This window comes from Mesorhizobium sp. Arg314 (assembly GCF_053714275.1).
Genome location: NZ_JBSKBP010000027.1, coordinates 15,394 through 34,597 on the forward strand (window position 1 = coordinate 15,394; position 19,204 = coordinate 34,597).

The window sequence follows — 19,204 nt, forward strand, 5'->3', positions numbered from 1 at the left end:
CGCCTTTCCCCTTCTCCCCTTGTGGGAGAAGGTGTCGCCAAAGGCGACGGATGAGGGGTGCTCCAGGGAAAGCCAGCGTCTCACTTCGCTGGAACACCCCTCATCCGTCTCGGCGCTGCGCGCCGATCCACCTTCTCCCACAAGGGGAGAAGGGAGAGATCCTAAAGATCGAACACCGCGATCCTGCGCTTGTCGAATTTGATGCCGATCTCGCCGCGCACCAGCCTTAGCGCCTGCTCGCCGAAAACGGCGCGGCGCCAGCCTTGCAGCGCCTGCACGTCGGCCTCGTCGCCCTCGGCCGCGATGCGGTCGATATCGTCGCTGGAGGCAAGCACCTTGGTGGCGACGCCTTCCTTCTCGGCGACGATCCTGAGCAGCACTTTGAGCAGCTCCGCCGCCGCGTTCGATCCTTCAGGCGGCTGCACGCTTTTAGGCAGTTTCGGCATCGCGTCCTTGGGCAGGGCAAGGGCGGCGTTGACCGCGCCAAGCAGCGCCGTTGCCGTCGCGGAGCGTTCCCAGCCCTTCGGCGTGGTGCGCAGCTTGCCGAGCGCCGCCGTGTCGCGCGGCGCCTGCTGCGCGATCTCGTAGATCGCGTCGTCCTTGAGCACGCGGCCGCGCGGCACGTCGCGCTCGCGCGCCTCGCGCTCGCGCCAGGCCGCCACGGCTTGCACGATCGCAAGCTCCTGTGGCTTGCGCAGCCGCATCTTCAGCCGCTTCCAGGCGTCCTCGGGATGCGGATCGTAGGTCTCGCGCGAGGTGAGGACGTCCATCTCCTCGTTCAGCCAATGGGCGCGGTCCTCGCGTGTCAGCTCGGCGCTGAGATGCTGATAGACCTTGATCAGGTGGGTGACGTCGGCAAGCGCGTATTCGAGCTGCTTGTCCGAAAGCGGCCGGTGCCGCCAATCGGTGAAGCGCGAGGACTTGTCCAGCCGGGCGCCGGTGACCTTCTGGACGAGCTGGTCATAGGAAACGCTGTCGCCGAAGCCGCAGACCATCGCCGCCACCTGCGTGTCGAACACTGGATGCGGCACCAGATTGCCGAGATGGACGATGATTTCGATGTCCTGGCGCGCCGCGTGGAAGACCTTCAGCACCGCTTCATTGGCCATGAGCCGGAAAAACGGTTTCAGGTCGATGTCGGGCGACAACGGATCGATAAGCGCCTCAATCCCAGGCGCGGCGATCTGGATCAGGCAGAGGATCGGCCAGAAGGTCGTCTCGCGGATGAATTCGGTATCGACGGTAACGAATTCCGACTTTTCGAACGCCGCGACAACGCTCTCGAGTTCTTCTTGTGTGGTGATGACGCGCATCAAATCGCTTTTGGCACAATATCAGGCCTCCTTCAATTTCAGCCGCGCGCGCTTTCGTCAAGCGCCGCAACGTCATCACGCACCGCTACTTTCGCGGGAGGGCGATATCCGATGGCCCGGCAGGGTGATTCAGGCCTCGCCGACCGGCGCCTCCGCCGGTTGCCTTGCGATATCGGTGACTTCGGCCGATGGCCGTCGCCCAAGCGCGCCGGCGGTGGCCAGGCTGAGCAGGATGAAGGGGATGCCGATGCCATAGGCCGAGCGGATACCCCAGTGGTCCGACACGAAGCCGAGCAGCGGCGGACCAAGCAGAAAGGCGACGAAGGAGATCTGCGACAACGCCGCGACATTGATCGCCGCGGGACGGTCGGTGCGCTGCGCCGCCGCCGAGATCGCCAGCGGGAAGATGGTGCTGCTGCCGATGCCCAGAAGCGCAAAGCCCAGCATCGAGATGAAGGGCAGGGGCGAGAAGAACACGATGAACACGCCGACCGCCATTGTTGCCAACAGCACGCGCGCCACGCCGCTCGGCGAGTGGCGATCGACAAAGCTATCGGCGAAGAAGCGTGTCGTCGCCTGCGAGAAGGCGAACAGCGCCACCGTGATCCCGGCAACGAACGGGCCCGATTCGAACACGGTGCGCATATAGATCGCCGACCAGTCCATGCTGGCGCCTTCCATCAGCATGGCCGACAGCGTCACCGCGACGAGGATGAGGATCGGCAGCGTCGGCCGGGCAAACATCGGCGGCTTTTCGCCGGTCGCGGCGAAACGGGCAGGCGCCGGTTCGAAGCCGCCGAGGAACAGCGCCGTCGCAACCGCCACCATCGGCGCGACCAGCGCCAGATGCCATTGCGGCGACAGGCCGAGATGGGCCAGCACGCCGCCGAACAGCCCGGCGCCGAAGAAGCCGATGCTCCAGAACGAATGCGCGCGGTTCATGATGCGGCGCCGGAGCAGAAACTCGGTCCTGTCGGCCTCGACATTCAGGATGATTTCGATGCTGCCGATCATCAATCCGACGGGGAGCAGCATCAGGAAAAGAGCGGCCGGGCCTGGTGCGTGCACCGCGACGGCATAGACGAGGGCAAGCAGCGGCACAAGCCAGAGCAGCGCGCGACGAAAGCCCACGCGCTCCAGGATCGGCGTCGCCAGCGTCAGCGCGATCAGGGTGCCGATCGGCGTCCCTATCAGGGCGAGACCGAGCGTGCCGTCCTTGATCTCCATGGCACGCTTGATGTCGGGCAGGCGCGGAAAGATGTTGCCCATTGCAAAGGAGTAGATCGCGAAGCCCGCATAGACGCGGTGCTGGGGGGCGAGTTTCAGGCCAAGGGTCATCACGAGCAATCCAACAAGGAGATTTTGGCGGGCACACTTTCAGCTCCGCTCACGACTCTGCTTCTTGCATGAACAGGCAAAACATGCAAGAATGTGCACAAATGAACAGGATCGTGCATGCTCACCGAGGAACGGCACCAATTCATTCGCGACCAGCTTGCGGCGGACGGAAAGGTGCTGGCTGGCGAGCTCGCCACCCGCTTCGGCGTCTCGGAAGACACGGTGCGACGCGATCTCAGGGAACTCGCCAAGGCCGGCCAGTTGCGCCGCGTCTATGGCGGGGCGGTCGCATCGGCGCCCTTTGCCGGGGCGACGCTCAGCCAGCGCAGCCGTCATGCGGTCGAGGAAAAGACACGTCTGGCCAAGTCGGCGGTGAGGCTGCTCAGCGCGGGGCAGTCGCTGTTCATCGACGGCGGCACGACCAACGAGGCGATTGCCAGGGCGATCCCGCGTGACGTCCAACTGACCGTCGCCACCAATTCACTGGGCGTCGCGTCGGCTCTCACGGCCCTTCCCCTGGTCGAACTGATCGTGCTCGGCGGCCGCTATGTGCCCGATCTCGGCACCTGCGTCGGCGCCGACACGCTCGCTGCCGTGGCGCAGCTCGGCGCCGATCTGTTCTTTCTCGGCTCCTGCGGGCTGGATGTCGCGCGCGGCGTCACCGCCTTCGATTCGGCCGAAGCCGAAGTGAAACGCGCCATGGCCAGGAACAGTGCTGGCATCGTTATCGCCGTCACCAACGACAAGCTCGCCACCGCGGCGCCGTATCGCGTGGCGGGGGCGGAGGCGATCCGCCACCTGGTGGTGGAAAAGACGGCGCCCGCCGCCATCCTCGCGGATTTCCAAAGCCAGGGTGCGCAAGTCCACTTTGCCTGATCGGCGGAAGCGGCGCGGCTGTGTGACCGCTTGCCTTGACAAAGCCTGCCTCTCATGCGCTTTTCGCGCCAATTTTCGAGCCGGGCCGATGCCCGCAATTTCCGGACTTTACCCCATGACCACCCATCGCTACCGCAGCCATACCTGTGCCCAGTTGAGAAAGAGCGACGTCGGCAATTCCGTCCGCCTGTCGGGCTGGGTGCATCGCGTGCGCGATCATGGCGGACTGCTCTTCATCGACCTGCGCGACCACTACGGCCTGACCCAGATCGTCGCCGATCCGGATTCGCCGGCTTTCAAGGTTGCCGAGACACTGCGCGGCGAATGGGTGATCCGCGTCGACGGCGAGGTCAAGGCGCGGCTGCCGGAGACCACAAACGCCAACCTGCCGACTGGCGAGATCGAGATTTTCGCGCGCGAGATCGAGGTGCTGTCGGCCGCCAAGGAACTGCCGCTCCCGGTTTTCGGCGAGCCGGATTATCCGGAAGACATCCGCCTGAAATACCGCTTCCTCGACCTGCGCCGCGAAACGCTGCACAAGAACATCGTGGCGCGCACCAAGATCATCGCCGAGATGCGCAAGCGCATGGGGGAGATCGGCTTCACCGAGTTCTCGACGCCGATCCTGACCGCCTCGTCGCCGGAAGGCGCGCGCGACTTCCTGGTGCCGTCGCGCATCCACCCCGGCACCTTCTACGCGCTGCCGCAGGCGCCGCAGCAGTACAAGCAATTGATCATGGTCTCCGGCTTCGACCGCTATTTCCAGATCGCCCCCTGCTTCCGCGACGAGGATCCGCGCGCCGACCGGCTGCCCGGCGAATTCTACCAGCTCGACCTCGAGATGAGCTTCGTCGAGCAGGACGACGTGCTCTCCACCATGGAGCCGGTGCTTCGCGGCGTCTTTGAGACTTTTGCCGCCGGCAAGCCGGTGACCCAGAAATTCCGCCGCATTCCCTATGACGAGGCGATGCGCACCTACGGCACCGACAAGCCGGACCTGCGCAACCCGATCGAGATGCAGGCGGTCTCGGATCATTTCCGCGATTCCGGCTTCAAGGTGTTCGCCAACATCCTGGCCAACGATCAGAAGGCCGAGGTATGGGCCATTCCGGCCAAGACCGGCGGCAGCCGCGCCTTCTGCGACCGCATGAATTCCTGGGCGCAAGGCGAGGGCCAGCCGGGACTGGGCTACATCTTCTGGCGCAAGGAGGGCGACAAGCTCGAAGGCGCCGGCCCGATCGCCAAGAACATCGGCGAGGAGCGCACCGAGGCGATCCGCCAGCACCTCGGCCTCGCCGATGGCGATGCCGCCTTCTTCGTCGCCGGCGACCCGAAGAAGTTCGTCACCTTCGCGGGTGCGGCGCGCACGCGCGCCGGCGAGGAACTGAACCTTGTCGACCGCGAGCGGTTCGAGCTCTGCTGGATCGTCGACTTCCCGTTCTTCGAATGGAACGAGGACGAGAAGAAGATCGACTTCGCCCACAATCCGTTCTCCATGCCGCAGGGCGGCATCGATGCGCTGAACGGCGAGCAGCCGCTCGGCATCAAGGCGTTCCAGTACGACATGGTCTGCAACGGATTTGAGATCGCGTCGGGCGGCATCCGCAACCATCTGCCGGAGACCATGGTCAAGGCGTTCGAAATGGTCGGCCTGGACCGCGCGACGGTGGAAGAGCGCTTTGGCGGCCTCTATCGCGCCTTCCAGTATGGCGCGCCGCCGCATGGCGGCATGGCGGCGGGCGTCGACCGCATCGTCATGCTGCTCGTGGGCGCCAAGAACCTGCGCGAGATCACCATGTTCCCGATGAACCAGCAGGCCTACGACCTGTTGATGAACGCGCCTTCGGAAGCGACCGCGCAGCAGCTGCGTGAGCTGTCGCTGCGCGTCGCGGTGGCGAAGAAGGACTGACGGCAGCGTTGCAACTGCCCTTTCTCCCCGTCTCTATACGGGGAGAAATGTCAGGCAGGACAATGAGGGGCAGCGCGGGTGCTGGCGACTTGCGAGCGGCCGTAGCAGCCGAGGCCTTCTGACAGGCAATCGGTTCAGCATCGAATTTCATATTCGCAAGCGTCGGCGCTGCCCCTCGTCCGCCTGCCGGCACCTTCTCCCCGTATAGTGACGGGGAGAAGGCAGCTAATTCGCTCAGTCCTGGTTCGCCTTGACCTTGACGCCGAGCGTCTTGGGCAGGTCGAGCGGATTGGACATGGCGCCGGCCATGATCAGCGCGAAGGGCACCGACGACGGCGGTTCGGCCGAGATTTCCAGGCTCTTCGGATCGTCGAGGAAGGTGTTCACCGCTGCCGAGACTTCCGCCGTCAGCTCGGGATTGTTGAGCTGCGCCATGCCGAACGGCACGATCGCCTTGGCTTGGTTGGCGACGTCCTTGCCCGACATACCCTGCTGCTTGCCGACATAGTCCAGCACCTTGCCGGTCAGAGAATCGTCCTGGTAGCGGATCGAGGCGCCGTTGAAGGAAAGCTGCTGCATCAGGCCGAGCATGGCCATCCCCTGCGCCGATTTGTCGGCGCCTTCCGGCTGCGAGGCGAGCTGCTTCTGCATGGCCTGCATCGACTTGATGAAGTCGACCGTGTAGCCACCAAGGTTGAAGGTCATGCCGAGCGTGCCGGCATTCTCGACCGAGATGTCATACTTCGACAGCTCCATCTTGCCGTCGCTGGGCTGCCAGGTGCCGGCCATGGCAATGGTGCCCGAGATGTTCTGGTAGCCAAGCGCCTCGATCGCTTCCTTCGATTTCGGGTCGTCGACCAGCGACAGGTCGGCGGTGAATTTTTCGGTGTTGGCGGTGAAGTCCATCGCCTTGCCATCGGCCGGCGGGGTGATCTGGACGGCAAGCCCGTCCATTGCGAACGCCGTCTTGTCGCCGACCTTGACCGTCATGTTGGACAGCTCGGCCGATTTGTACATCATCAGCGAGCCGAGCGGGTCCGTGCCGCCTTCGGCCGGAACCTTCATGTCATGGATGACCACCGGGCTGAGATTGAGCGTCACGCCGTCCTTGCTGTGCTCGAAAGGCGAGGTCGAGACGGTGGCGATCTCATAGCCGCCATTGGCCCCGGTGACCCCTTCCAGCTTCACGTCGCCGATCGGCAGCGCTTCCTTCTCGGCCGCCGGCTTGATGGAAACACCCTGCAGCACAGCGTTCGAATCATCGCCGGAGACGCCGGTCCAGGAAATGTCGACGCCCTGGGCGGCAAGGGCGGCCTTGATACGCTCGGCCACCGCCGGATCGGCGGCGAAGGCCGCGTTGAGCGGCAGCGTCAGCAGAAAGGTCGAAAAGGCCAGTTTCTTGAGCGTTGAGCGTTGAGTTTTCATGGCGAGTTCCCTGTCCTGATTTGCTGTGATGAAATTGTTTTGAAACCTGCTCCATCACCATTCCGTGACGAACGGGACGGGAAAAAGGCATTTCCCGGCACATTTGTCGAAAATGGCGATGAAAAGCAAACGCCGTCGGCAGCCATTGCCCGATGCGGTGAATTTGTCATGAAGACCGCGGCTTCCCTCCGCCAGCGCGTTGCATGCCAGATAGAGGCCGCATGTAACGGATTGATGTTGGCCGTCGTCGTGATGCCGCCGGTGCCTGTTGCAGATCGGCGGCAAATTGCAGCCGCCGCCGCGCCGCTTCCGTGAAATCCTTCACACCGCTGATCGGGCTTTTGCGGCCGCGACGAATGCGCCGACGTTCACGCGGCGCTTGCCGCGAATCACCCGCTCGGCTAGTCCAAATCCATGGGAAAAAGGCTTTTGCCGCCTGATGACAATGGCGGCGGCGACAAAATCGAACCGGTCGATCTGAAGGAAGCGCTCGAGCGGCGCTATCTCGCTTACGCGCTGTCGACCATCATGCACCGGGCACTGCCGGATGTGCGCGACGGGCTGAAGCCGGTCCATCGCCGCATCATGCATGCCATGCGGCTGTTGCGGCTCAACCCCGATCAGGGCTTCGCCAAATGCGCCCGCATCGTCGGCGACGTGATGGGCAAGTTCCACCCGCATGGCGACCAGTCGATCTACGACGCCTTGGTGCGCCTCGCGCAGGACTTCTCGATGCGCTACCCGCTGGTCGACGGGCAGGGCAATTTCGGCAACATCGACGGCGATAACGCCGCCGCCATGCGCTACACCGAAGCGCGCATGACCGAGGTGGCAAGCGAGCTGCTTGCCGGCATCACCGAGGACGCGGTCGACTTTCGGCCGACCTACAATGAGGAGGACGAGGAGCCGTCCGTTCTCCCCGGCGCCTTTCCGAACCTGCTCGCCAATGGCTCTTCCGGCATCGCAGTCGGCATGGCCACATCCATTCCGCCGCACAACGCCGCTGAGCTTTGCGACGCCGCGCTCCATCTGATCGAGCATCCGGAAGCGCCGGTGGTGAAGCTGATGGATTTCGTCCAGGGGCCGGATTTCCCGACCGGCGGCATCATCGTCGACAGCCGCGCCTCGATCCTCGAAGCCTATGAGACGGGCCGCGGCGGTTTCCGCGTGCGCTCCAAATGGGGCCAGGAGGACCAGGGCAGGGGTACCTGGAGCATCGTCGTCACCGAGATCCCTTACGGCGTGCAGAAGGCCAGGCTGATCGAAAAGATCGCCGAGCTTTTGATGGCGCGCAAGCTGCCGTTGCTCGAAGACATCCGCGACGAGAGTGCGGAAGACATCCGGGTCGTCCTGGTGCCCAAGAGCCGCGCCGTCGATCCCGGCCTGCTGATGGAATCGCTGTTCAAGCTCACCGAGCTCGAAAGCCGCTTCCCGCTCAACATGAACGTGCTGTCGCGCGGCAAGGTGCCGAACGTCCTCTCGCTGAAGGGCGTGCTGAAGGAGTGGCTCGACCACCGCCGCGAGGTTCTGATCCGCCGCTCGAAATACCGGCTCGGCGAGATCGAGAAGCGGTTGGAAATCCTCGCCGGCTACCTGATCGCCTATCTCAACATCGACGAGGTCATCAGGATCATCCGCGAGGAGGATGAGCCCAAGCAGGTGATGATGGCCCGCTGGTCGCTCACCGACAACCAGGCCGAAGCCATCCTCAACATGCGCCTGCGCGCTTTGCGCAAGCTCGAAGAGATCGAGATCCGCAAGGAATTCGAGGGCCTCACCGAGGAGAAGAAGCAGATCGAGGCCCTGCTGGCATCCGACGCCAAGCAATGGTCGACGATAAAATGGGAAGTCACCAAGGTCCGCGACCAGTTCGGTCCGGAGACCGATCTCGGCAAGCGCCGCACCCAGTTTGCCGATGCGCCCGAGCATGATTTGACCGACATCGCGCATGCCATGATCGAGCGCGAGCCGGTCACCGTCGTCGTGTCGGAAAAGGGCTGGCTGCGCGCCATGAAGGGTCACTTGACCGACCATTCGCAGCTTGCCTTCAAGGAGGGCGACAGCCTGAAGCTTGCCTTCCACGCCCAGACCACCGACAAGATACTGGTCTTCACCACCGGCGGCAAGTTCTACACCATCGGCGCCGACCGGCTGCCGGGCGGGCGCGGCCATGGCGAGCCGATCCGCATCATCGTGGACATGGAGAACGATCAGGACATCGTCACCGCCTTTGTCCACGATCCCAAGCGCAAGCTGCTGCTCGTCTCCTATGACGCCAACGGTTTCGTCATTTCGGAGGAAGAGGTCGTCGCCAACACCCGCAAGGGCAAGCAAGTGATGAACGTCAAGGCGCCGGACGAGGCCAAGCGCTGCATCCCGGTTTCGGGCGACCATCTCGCCATTGTCGGCGAGAACCGCAAGTTGCTGGTCTTCCCGCTGGCCGAAATCCCGGAAATGGCGCGCGGCAAGGGGGTGCGCCTGCAGAAATACAAGGATGGCGGCGTGCTGGACCTGAAAACATTCACGATTGCAGCCGGGCTCTCCTGGCAGGATTCGGCCGACCGCACCTTCGTCAAGTCGCGTGAGGAACTGGCCGAATGGATAGGGGCGCGGGCGGCGGCCGGCCGCATGGTGCCGAAGGGTTTCCCGAGGACGGGGAAATTTGGGTGAAGTGCGCCTTTCCTTCTCCCCTTGTGGGAGAAGGTGGACGAGCGAAGCTCGGCCGGATGAGGGGTGTTCCAGCTTGGCGATGCGTTTGAAATTGCCTTCGCCTCACTCCGTCCAACACCCCTCATCCGTCTCGGCGCTACGCGCCGATCCACCTTCTCCCACAAGGGGAGAAGGAAGAGCGCAAACATTTGGACTGTCGTCACGATTGCTGCACTATGATGGTGCATAAGCATCCATTGAACCATCGGGCAGGGGAGAAACGCCGGGTTGAAGCGGACTGAGATCCAGAAGCCGGGGCAGCGCCTGTTCGGCCTGTCGAGCCCGCTCAGGGCGGCCGTCATCCCGCCGTTGTCGGCGGCGCGCTGGCTTCTGGTGCTGATCGCCGCCGCCGGCGTCTATTTCTTCCACGGCTTCCTGTTCCCGGTGCTGGCGGCGCTCGTCATCGCCTTCGCCAGCTGGCCGCTCTATCGCCGGCTGCTTACCGCGGTCGGCGGCAATCGCACCGTCGGCGCGACGCTGGCAATCCTCTTCATCCTCACCTTCCTGGTGGTGCCGATCGCGCTTGCCGGCACCTATGCCATCAACGAACTGCGTGAGTGGGTGACCTGGGCGATCGAGACCAACCGACACGGTTCGGTGACGCCGCAATGGATCGTCACCATGCCGGTCGTCGGCGAGTGGCTGAACGAGCAGTGGATCGCCTATCTCGGCCACCCCGGCGGCATCGGCGAATTGATCCAGCTGATCAGCGGCTCCAACATCGGCAACATCTATCGCGGCGCTTTGGTCGCTGGCGGCAGCGCCTTCGGCCTGTTGCTGACACTTTTGTTCATGATGATCGCGCTGTTCTTCGCCTATCGCGACGGCGAGGCTTTCGCCGCGCAGGTCGATCGAGTCGGCGAGCGCATCCTGCCGATGCGCTGGGAGCGGTTCTCGCGTGTCGTGCCGGCGACCATCTCGTCCACCGTGACCGGCATGACCATCATCGCCATCGGCGAGGGGCTTGTGCTGGGCGTCGCCTACTGGCTGGCCGGCGTGCCGTCGCCGGTCACGCTCGGCGCGCTCACTGGCATCATGGCGCTGATCCCGGGAGGCGCGCCGCTTTCCTTCACCCTGGTGTCGATCTACCTTGCCGCCAGCGGCAAGCTGATCGCCGGCGTGGTGCTGTTCGTCTGGGGCGCGGTCGAGCTCTTCGTCGTCGACAAGACCTTGCGCCCCAAGCTTGTCGGCGGGCCGATCAAACTGCCTTTCCTGCCGACTTTTTTCGGCCTGATCGGCGGCGTCAAGACGATGGGTTTTCTTGGTCTGTTCATCGGCCCGGTATTGATGGCGCTGCTCGTCGCCATCTGGCGCGAATGGCTGCGCGAGGTGGAATTGATGGACGAGATTCCGCCAGCTGCCGACGAGGCCGGCGGGCCGCCCCGGATCGAGGCGGCCGCCGAGCCTAAAGCGCGCCGCGATCTTTCAGATACGCTTCGCACGCTTTAGATTTTCGATTCAAGCATGTCCTGTCTCCCGAAACCGGTTCCCACTTTCGGGAGACATGCTTTGGGAAAGTTCAGGCCGGGTGAACCACGGCAAGCGCGGCCCGGCGCTTGCGGCCCTCATGCAATTGCCACAGCGAATGCGCCACGAGCGTCACGATCAGGATCGTGCCGCCGATCAGGCTGTTGCGCGAAGGCGCCTCGGCGAAGATCAGCCAGACCCAGACCGGAGCGAGCACGGTTTCCAAAATATAGAACATCGCTACCTCCGGGCCCGAAATGTATTTCGGTCCGTTGGCAAGGCAGAAGAACGAGATCGGCATGATCACGGCCCCGTTGAAGATGATCCACCACGGCGCGCTGACGTGAAAGCCTTCGCCTGGAACCATGAAGACGGCGAGCGCCAGCGGTATGATGACGCCGACGAGCGCGGTGAAGCCCATGTCCTTGCCGCTGGCGCGCGAGATGGTGATGGCCAAGGCGATGAAGAAGGCCGAGCAAAGCGCCATGAAATCGCCGAACAGATGCCCGGTGCCGACCGAGCCGCCGACGATGATCAGCACGCCGAAGATCATCGCCAGCATGGCGATCACGGTTGCAGGCCGGGGTCTTTCCCTGAGGAAGAGCCACGATAGCAGCGCCGCGAATACGGTGTTGAAGGCCAGGATGAAGACAAGGTCGGCGGTCGAGGTGTGATAGACGGCCGTGACGAAGCTTGTCCCGGTCATGCCGTAGCAGAAAGCCACGGCAAGTCCCGACCAGCCCGGAATGAGCTGGGGCGCATTTCTGTCCAACGACCGCCAGATGGCCCATATCACCAGCCCGGCCAGCAAGGTGGTGCCGGTCCGCAACATCATGATCGTCCAGGGGGTGCCGTCGGCGAGCCGGATCAGCGGTATATCGACGGTCAGCGTCAGCCCGCCAATGGCGGTGATCAGAAGACCTTTTTGATGATCGGTATGGGTGGACACTCGGCAGTCTCGCAAACAATCTCGAGGAGGCGCAAAGCAGCCATGCCGCGGTCCTTCCAGCCCGATCGCCGGAAGACCAGCGTCCTTCCTCCTTGAAACAGTTTAAGGATGAAGCGTGGGCGGATCAGCGACTGACCGCTTCGTGGTCGTAGCGTTCCCAGCCTTTCGGACCAAGATGCTCCTGCGGCATGAAGCGCATCTTATAGCTCATCTTGCGCGAGCCGTTGACCCAGTAACCGAGATAGACGTGGGGCAGGCCCATCGCCTTGGCGCGGGCGATGTGGTCGAGGATCATGAAAGTGCCGAGCGAGCGGTCCTCGAAGTCGGGATTGAAGTAGGAATAGACCATCGACAGGCCGTCGGCCATCTTGTCGGTCAGTGCCACCGCGATCAGCTCGCCCTGGCCCCTGCCGGTGATGAAGGTGTCCGGGCCGCGACGCCGGTATTCGATGATCTTGGTGTCGACATGCGTGTCTTCCACCATCATCGCATAGTCGAGCACGGTCATGTCCGACATGCCGCCACGGCGATGGCGGGCGTCGAGATAGCTGCGGAAGAGCGAGTATTGCTCGGTCGATGGCTGCGCGTCATGCATGGCGCCGACCAGATCGGCATTGTGCTGGATGACGCGGCGCATGTTGCGGCTGGGGTCGAATTCCTGCGCCAGGATGCGCACCGACACACAGGCGCGGCACGATTCGCAAGCCGGGCGGTAGGCGATGTTCTGCGAGCGCCGGAATCCGCCTTGCGTCAGCAGGTCGTTCATCTCCGGCGCCTTGTCGCCGACAAGGTGCGTGAACACCTTGCGCTCGAACTGCCCCTCCAGATAGGGGCACGGTGACGGCGCTGTCAGGAAGAACTGCGGCGACTGGGTCGGATGCTGCGTCATCTAATCTTGGAAACGCTCCTGCGAATCGCCCTACCTTTGGCCCGGTCGGCGAAAAATTCAACAGGATTATGCTGCCGCGACGGCCTCGGCCTGTTCATATTTGAGCACAGGCGGCGCAGCGGTTCGATGAACGCGGCCGTGGACACCGTCAGATGTCGGTGCGGGTGACCACGGTGCCGAGCAGCAGGTCGTGCAGCGTGCGCTTGCGGTCGGAGAACAGCGTGACCAGCAGCACCAGCGGCGTCAGGATGACGTTGCCGGCCCAAAACAACACCGAGTGCACCACCGCCGTCATGCCGTCGATGCGGCTGCCGTCGAGCTTCTCCAGGCGGATGCCCATGATCTTCATGCCGGTCGTCGCCTGGTCGCGGCTGCCCAGCGTGTTCCAGATGTAGAGGATGGCGACCATCGGCACCAGCACCGAAAACAGCGCCCAGCCGAGGCCGAAGGTCAAAAGCCCGAGAATGGCGACCAGGATTGCGAAAGGAATGGTCAGCAGCGCAACGAAGAAATAGTCGAGCAGGAAGGCAAAGACGCGCCTTGTCCGCACCCCGCGATAAGCGCGGGTATCCTCGAACCTGGTCGTGATGATCTCGCCGTCCAATATGCGTGCGTTCATGTTCGTTCCTCGATCGCGCCATCCCCATGAGGATGCCTGCCGCCTTGTCAGATGGTGAGGGCGGCCTGGAATTCAAGGAACGTGCGCGCCGGCGGACCGGCGCGATGTCAAAAAATGCCGGGGCAGAGCCTGTAGCGGACCCGTCCGAGATAGTCGCGATACTCCTCTGTCAGCGCCAGGATGCGCTCCTCGCGCAGGATGCGATGGACCTGGAACAGGGTGATGGTCGCGTAGACGGCGAAATTGTAGAGCGAGAAGCTCGATAGCAGGAACAGGATATGCCCCGCCAGGTAGCCGGCATAGATCGGGTGCCGCACGAACCGGTAGGCGCCGCCGGTGACGACGCCGCGATTGGCAGGCAGGATGGCGAAGGAGCGGCCAAGCGACATCTTCCCCCAGATCACCAACCATAGCGCCAGGAACTGCAGCGGTGCCGCGATATAGAGCGGGATGACGGCGATGCCGTTCTGCAGCGATATGAAGCCCGAACCGAAACCGGCCGTCAGCGAGATGAATACCGTGAAAGGGCTCCAGTCGCGGACAATCGGTCGCCGAGCCAGAAGCAGCCAGGTAAAAGTCAGCACATCGGAGATCATGAGTAAAAGAACGTTGAGACGGCCTGGATCGATGACCAGATGGTACACGCCGCGATAGACGAAGATCGCGGCGACTGCCAGCGCGATGAAACGGAACAGGCCCTCGCGCAGGTCGGTGATGGTTTCGCTGCTTCGCAGCCCCGACCAAAAACCCGATTCTGCGCCAGGCAGCGTGTCACTTTTGGAAATCGCCAACTCTGCTACCCCGATGGTTCCCTCGACATGAACCATTGCACGTAAGCCTTGCCGTCCGGTTAAGGTTTCGCTTGCATTTGGTTGCACTGGCGGATTCGTCTGCCGCGGGAATGGTGCGTTGCCAGTTGAACATGACATTCTTCCCGGTTTAGCTTGCTGCGGCGCACAAAGAGGACGGGGACATGGACTACGACATGCTGGTCATCGGCAGCGGCCCTTCGGGGCGCCGCGCCGCGGTGCAATCGGCCAAGCTCGGCAAGTCGGTGCTGGTGGTCGACAGGGGCCGGCGCCTGGGCGGCGTCTCGGTGCATACCGGCACCATCCCGTCGAAGACGCTGCGCGAGACGGTGCTGAACCTCTCGGGCTGGCGCGAGCGCGGCTTCTACGGGCGCGGCTACCGGGTCAAGCAGGATATTTCGATCAGCGATCTGGTCGACCGGCTGCACAAGACACTCGACCATGAGGTCGAGGTGCTGCAGCACCAGTTCATGCGCAACACGGTGAGGAGCGCGCGCGCCGCGGTAAAATTCCTTACGGCCAACAAGGTCAGCCTGACCGCCGACAATGGCGATTGCAGCGAGGTCGGCTTTGCCAACGCGCTGATCGCCGTCGGCACCCGACCGCACCGGCCGGCCGACGTGCCCTTCGACAGGAAGCGCGTCTTCGACAGCGACGAGATGCTGGAACTCCACCATCTGCCGCGCACGCTGACGGTGATAGGCGCCGGCGTCATCGGCGTCGAATATGCCACCATCTTTTCGGCGCTTGACGTGCCGGTGACATTGGTCGAGCCGCGCAACACCATCCTCGATTTCATCGACCGCGAGATCGTGGACGACTTCATCCACCAGATGCGCGACCGCGGCATGACCATTCGCCTCGGCAGCGCGGTCAAGGAGATTGCCTCGAAACCCGACCATGCCGAGGTGACGCTCGCCGACGGCCGCACCATCCGCTCGGAGATGGTGCTCTACGCCGCCGGCCGCACCGGCAATGTCGCCAGCCTCGGCCTCGATTTGGTCGGCATCGAGGCCGACGCCCGGGGCCGCGTCAAGGTCGATCCGCACACGTTCCAGACCAGCGTTCCAAACATCTACGCCTCCGGCGACGTCATCGGCTTCCCAAGCCTAGCCTCAACTTCGATGGAACAAGGACGGGTGGCGGCCTGCCACGCCTTCGGCGTCAACCTGCCGCCGCCGCCGGAAAGCTTTCCCTACGGCATCTACGCGGTGCCTGAGATCTCGACGGTCGGCCTGTCGGAGGAGCAGGTGCGCGAGAGCGGCGCCGCTTATGAGGTCGGCCTTGCCCGGTTCCGCGAAACTTCGCGCGGTCACATCATGGGCGTCAACAGCGGCTTCCTGAAACTATTGTTCTCGGTCGAGACGCGCCGGCTGCTCGGCGCCCATATTGTCGGCGAGGGCGCCACCGAGCTCATCCATATCGGTCAGGCGGTGATCAACCTCGGCGGCACGGTCGACTTTTTCGTCAACAACACCTTCAACTACCCGACGCTGGCCGAAGCCTACAAGATTGCGGGCTTGGATGCCTGGAACCGGATGGGGCAGGGGTGAGGGTTTCGGCGCTGCGGAATCTGTCCAGGCTGGCCGGCTAGATTTCCATCTGCGACAGCAGCGAAAGCATGACGTCGGCCGACGGCATCGGCAGCACCGCCTCGATTTCCGCCGGCCGCACGCCGGCGACGGCGTCGGCATCGCCAGCCACGGTGCCGAGCGGCCCGCGGAACCCGTGCTTCGACCAGGCAAGTTGCTGCAGCTTGGGGCTGGTCAGCGCTTCGAGCAGCGAATCGACCGCCGGATCGATGACGATCAGCGGATGCGACGAATAGACGGTGGGGCGCGGGTAGAGGATTTCCGGCTTGGCGCCGGCGCCGGCCTGCACGCGCTGCCAGCGCGCCGGATCGGCGAGCGCCCACTCGACCAGCTGGTTCTCGTAGCCCACCACCATCGGCTCGGCGCCGAGGCCGCCGGCGATATACTGGTCGAACAGCTTTCCGGACGAGGACGACTTCAAGCCCATGCTGCGGAAGATCGACTTCGCCTCTTCACCATGCCGGGCAAGCAATTCCTGCGTCGCCACGTCGCCGCTCATCAGGCTGAGCACCAGGCCCGCGAACATGAAGCCTGAATTGGAGCGGTTGGGGTCGGTGGAGACGATGCGGGTGCGGCCGTAAAGCTCCGAAATGCCGAGATCCGACCAGTTCTTGCCGGCAAGGATGGCATCGAGCAGCGCCTTGAGGTCGAGCTGGTTGTAGCCGCCCTTGGCAGCGACGGTGACCAGTCCGCTTTTCTTCAGGCCCTCGACCACCGGCCCCCAAGTGTAAGCCACGATCGGCGAATTGAGCACGACCTGGTCGTTGCGGATGGAAACGCCGCTCTTGCGCGCAAGGTCGACCATGATCGACGAGGACGGCCACAGGAATTGCGGTTTCTGCGTCAAGAGCGCCGGCTCGCGTACCATCTCGACCGAGCCGGCGACGCGCGCGTCGAGCTCCAGCCCGTAGCCGCCGAGCGCGCCGACCACATCGGGGTCGGTCAGGAAGGCCTGCTTCTCGCCGCCGATGAAGCCAAACAGATGCGCACGGTTGCCGAGATAGCCGCGGAACTCCGGCCGGTCCTTGAGCGTAAGATAGCCGCCCGTCCCGGCCGCGGCGGCGGCAAGCAGTCCCAGTCCGAAAGCGCGGCGAGAAAGGGCCATCAGCGACCGATATCCTCTTTCAGCGACTCCTGAATGAGTCGAAGGTCAACGTCGAGCGTGCCAAGCTCGGAGTCCGCCTGGCTGTCGGCATAGTGGACGAAGGCGTCCTGCAGCTTGGTGATCACCGCTCCGATAGTGGCAAGCCGCTGCTGGCTTGGCGCGCGGCGATCGGCCAGTGTGGCATAGCCTTCCGCGACTTCCGCCGCCTGCGGCACGTAATAGGTCAGGAAGCGGCGTACCGAAGCCGCGCTTGCCGGCTTCGCCTCGACCTTGGAAATCACGTCGGAGGCGATGTCGGAAAGATTCTTCACCTTGGCCTTGATATCCTTGTCGGCGATCGAGCCAGCCGCCGCCGCCAGCCGGTCGGCCGCCGGCTGCGCTTGCGCCAGCAATTCGCGCGCGAACGCCACCTGGCCGCCGCCGATGGAGCGGAGGTCGAGGCCTTCGAAAAGCTGACGTGGCGCCAGCACGAAGATCAGCCCGGCGAATACCAGCGCCGAGATCACCACCGAGACCAGGAACGGGAAGTGGGTGAGTGTGCTGAGACCAACCAGCAGCGCGGCCGACACCAGCCCCGCCACGATCCAGTTCCAGTCATTGCCGAACAAGCCGCGCATCGTTGGCCTTAGTTATAGCCGCGCGCGGCGCGGAAGGCACCGGCCAGATCGCCGCTGCCGTCGAAGACGCGCGCCGAGGTCGCTTTGGCGAGGCTGTCGAGCTGGCTTTTGTCCGCGTCACCAAAAGTGATGCCGAACACCGGCACGCGCACCGGTGCGCCTTGCCAGTGAGAAAGGAAGAAATCGGCGCTGCCGTCTGTGCGGCCGTCGGTCATGATGACGATAGCCGGCAGGTATTTCGAAAGATCAGGCGTGGCCAGGATCTTCTGCAGCGCCTGGTCGGCGCACGCATACATATCGGTGCCGCCGCCGGCGCGCTGCTGCGCCACGTCGCCGAGCAGCTGGTTCTGGCCCGCCGGATCACCGGTCGCGTCGAAGACGTCACGCACCGTGCTGTCGAAGGGCAGCACGAAGATGTGATCGGAAGGCGTCCACTGCACCAGCACCTCGCTCGACTTCTCCGGCGTGAACAGGAACTGGGCGGCCTGCTGCAACTGCGTCTCGCCCTCGTTCTCCATCGAACCCGAGAAGTCGAAGCAGAGCGCCGTCAATGACGGTTTGCGCAGGGCCTGCTGGTAAAGGTCGAGCGCCTTGCGGATCACCGCCGGTTCCGGCATGCGGATCGCCGTCACAAGCTTGCCGGGATCGAAATTCCAGTCGGGCTCCGCCGTCGCCTGGACAGCGGCGCCGCCAAGCGGCAATCGCCGGCCGGTGTCGGCGATGCGCTTGCGCACCGCATCCGATTGCAGATAGGCGAGCAGGTCGGTGAAGAACTTTTCGACATCGGCGCCGCGCCCGTGATCGATGAAGCCGAGCGGGGAATCGCCGACCGCCACGCCATCGGCCGGATAGACCGCGTAGAGCGGCTCGTCGCCCATCTGTTTGAGCTTGTCGTTGGTCTCCTTCAGCGTCGCCTCGTAGTTCCACATCGCGTCATAGAGTGTGCCCTTGCGCGCGGAGTCCACATAGAGGTCGGCCAGCCATCCCGACGAGCCGGACGAGCGCTCGACGCCTTGCAGCAGGGCGCCGACCGTGTCGTGCACGGACGGATTGTCGAGATCGCCGGGCTCGATCACCTGCTTGCCGCCGAGCGCGCTGGAGAGCATCGCCAGATAGGCGCTGGCGCCGGAGTTGGACTGCGTCGCCGAAGTCATCAGGAATTTGAGCTTGCCGTCCTTCACCGCGGCGAGGATATCCTTCATGTAGACTTGCTTGCCGATCCAGCCGAGCTCGGCGGCCTTGGATTTGCGCACGCCGAGGATGACCGGCATCTGCGCGATCGAGGTGAGGTTGCGCACCTTGCGGCCGGAATCGAATAGGTCGACCCAGACGCTCGATGCCGGCCACACCGCGTCTTGATCGAGCCCGCTGGCTCTCTGCAGGCCGAGACCGATGTCGAGCGAGCCCTGGTAGGAGATGGTGCAGGTCGCGCCCTGCTTGGCGCAGAACTCCTGCACGATCGGCTCCAGCACCGTGTTTTCGGAACCGGAGACGATCGAGAATTTGACATTGCTCGAGTTGCAGGCGGCGAGCAGCAGCGCGGCCGCCAGCGCGAGAACGGTCGAAAGCTTCATCGGCATCGAGGCC

16 protein-coding genes are annotated in these 19,204 nt (G+C 63.9%); 6 read left to right on the forward strand and 10 right to left on the reverse strand.

Annotated features, from left to right (window positions below):
- Positions 1–161 precede the first annotated feature (161 nt).
- The gene (gene rnd / locus ACWGS9_RS24100) at positions 162–1,313 is read right to left on the reverse strand and encodes a ribonuclease D (RefSeq protein WP_454507601.1); all 1,152 of its coding nucleotides are present in this window, start codon (positions 1,311–1,313) and stop codon (positions 162–164) included.
- 129 nt (positions 1,314–1,442) lie between these two features.
- On the reverse strand, positions 1,443–2,651 hold the full coding sequence (locus tag ACWGS9_RS24105; RefSeq protein ID WP_454507602.1) for an MFS transporter: 1,209 nt from the start codon (positions 2,649–2,651) through the stop codon (positions 1,443–1,445).
- A 117-nt stretch (positions 2,652–2,768) separates the two neighbouring features.
- On the opposite strand from ACWGS9_RS24105, the gene ACWGS9_RS24110 reads away from it, so the two are divergent.
- Together ACWGS9_RS24110 and aspS are read left to right on the forward strand one after the other, a co-directional pair.
- Positions 2,769–3,527 carry a DeoR/GlpR family DNA-binding transcription regulator gene (locus ACWGS9_RS24110; protein ID WP_454507603.1) on the forward strand — a complete coding sequence of 253 codons (759 nt, stop codon included), beginning with the start codon at positions 2,769–2,771 and terminating at the stop codon, positions 3,525–3,527.
- A gap of 115 nt (positions 3,528–3,642) precedes the next feature.
- On the forward strand, positions 3,643–5,436 hold the full coding sequence (gene aspS, locus ACWGS9_RS24115; RefSeq protein WP_454507604.1) for an aspartate--tRNA ligase: 1,794 nt from the start codon (positions 3,643–3,645) through the stop codon (positions 5,434–5,436).
- A 234-nt stretch (positions 5,437–5,670) separates the two neighbouring features.
- On the opposite strand, the gene ACWGS9_RS24120 is transcribed toward aspS, so the two are convergent.
- Positions 5,671–6,861, reverse strand: a complete 1,191-nt coding sequence (locus ACWGS9_RS24120) for a hypothetical protein (protein WP_454507605.1) — start codon at positions 6,859–6,861, stop codon at positions 5,671–5,673.
- Here ACWGS9_RS24120 and ACWGS9_RS24125 point away from each other — a divergent pair.
- The 3 genes from ACWGS9_RS24125 to ACWGS9_RS24135 all read left to right on the forward strand — a co-directional run bounded on the left by ACWGS9_RS24125 (position 6,850) and on the right by ACWGS9_RS24135 (position 11,019).
- Positions 6,850–7,176: a hypothetical protein gene (locus ACWGS9_RS24125; RefSeq protein WP_454507606.1), complete on the forward strand. Its 327-nt coding sequence runs from the start codon at positions 6,850–6,852 to the stop codon at positions 7,174–7,176. The genes ACWGS9_RS24120 and ACWGS9_RS24125 overlap by 12 nt on opposite strands.
- Positions 7,177–7,275: 99 nt before the next feature.
- The gene (gene parC, locus ACWGS9_RS24130) at positions 7,276–9,531 is read left to right on the forward strand and encodes a DNA topoisomerase IV subunit A (protein ID WP_454507607.1); all 2,256 of its coding nucleotides are present in this window, start codon (positions 7,276–7,278) and stop codon (positions 9,529–9,531) included.
- Positions 9,532–9,798: 267 nt separating this feature from the next.
- Positions 9,799–11,019, forward strand: coding sequence for an AI-2E family transporter (locus tag ACWGS9_RS24135; protein WP_454507608.1), 1,221 nt, complete (start codon positions 9,799–9,801; stop codon positions 11,017–11,019).
- A 70-nt stretch (positions 11,020–11,089) separates the two neighbouring features.
- Here the strand turns inward: ACWGS9_RS24135 and ACWGS9_RS24140 are convergent, their stop codons facing one another.
- The 4 genes from ACWGS9_RS24140 to ACWGS9_RS24155 form a co-directional block, all read right to left on the reverse strand.
- A complete protein-coding gene (locus ACWGS9_RS24140) occupies positions 11,090–11,986 on the reverse strand; it encodes a DMT family transporter (protein WP_454507609.1) in 897 nt (298 codons plus the stop codon).
- Positions 11,987–12,110: 124 nt separating this feature from the next.
- Positions 12,111–12,875 carry an arginyltransferase gene (locus tag ACWGS9_RS24145; protein ID WP_454507610.1) on the reverse strand — a complete coding sequence of 255 codons (765 nt, stop codon included), beginning with the start codon at positions 12,873–12,875 and terminating at the stop codon, positions 12,111–12,113.
- Between the two features lie 148 nt (positions 12,876–13,023).
- A complete protein-coding gene (locus ACWGS9_RS24150; protein WP_454507611.1) occupies positions 13,024–13,494 on the reverse strand; it encodes an RDD family protein in 471 nt (156 codons plus the stop codon).
- A gap of 107 nt (positions 13,495–13,601) precedes the next feature.
- A complete protein-coding gene (locus ACWGS9_RS24155; protein WP_454507612.1) occupies positions 13,602–14,321 on the reverse strand; it encodes a methyltransferase family protein in 720 nt (239 codons plus the stop codon).
- Between the two features lie 146 nt (positions 14,322–14,467).
- On the opposite strand from ACWGS9_RS24155, the gene sthA reads away from it, so the two are divergent.
- Positions 14,468–15,856 carry a Si-specific NAD(P)(+) transhydrogenase gene (sthA, locus tag ACWGS9_RS24160; RefSeq protein WP_454507613.1) on the forward strand — a complete coding sequence of 463 codons (1,389 nt, stop codon included), beginning with the start codon at positions 14,468–14,470 and terminating at the stop codon, positions 15,854–15,856.
- A gap of 37 nt (positions 15,857–15,893) precedes the next feature.
- On the opposite strand, the gene ACWGS9_RS24165 is transcribed toward sthA, so the two are convergent.
- From ACWGS9_RS24165 to ACWGS9_RS24175, 3 genes are read right to left on the reverse strand one after another with little or no spacing between them, the layout of a single operon-like run.
- Complete coding sequence (locus ACWGS9_RS24165; protein WP_454507614.1) at positions 15,894–17,000, reverse strand: hypothetical protein; 1,107 nt, start codon at positions 16,998–17,000, stop codon at positions 15,894–15,896.
- Entirely contained in the window at positions 17,000–17,617 is a 618-nt protein-coding gene (locus ACWGS9_RS24170) for a 5-bromo-4-chloroindolyl phosphate hydrolysis family protein (protein WP_454507615.1), read from the reverse strand. Before ACWGS9_RS24170 ends, ACWGS9_RS24165 begins: the two co-directional genes overlap by 1 nt.
- Positions 17,618–17,625: 8 nt before the next feature.
- Positions 17,626–19,197, reverse strand: coding sequence for a substrate-binding domain-containing protein (locus ACWGS9_RS24175; protein WP_454507616.1), 1,572 nt, complete (start codon positions 19,195–19,197; stop codon positions 17,626–17,628).
- Positions 19,198–19,204: the final 7 nt, after the last annotated feature.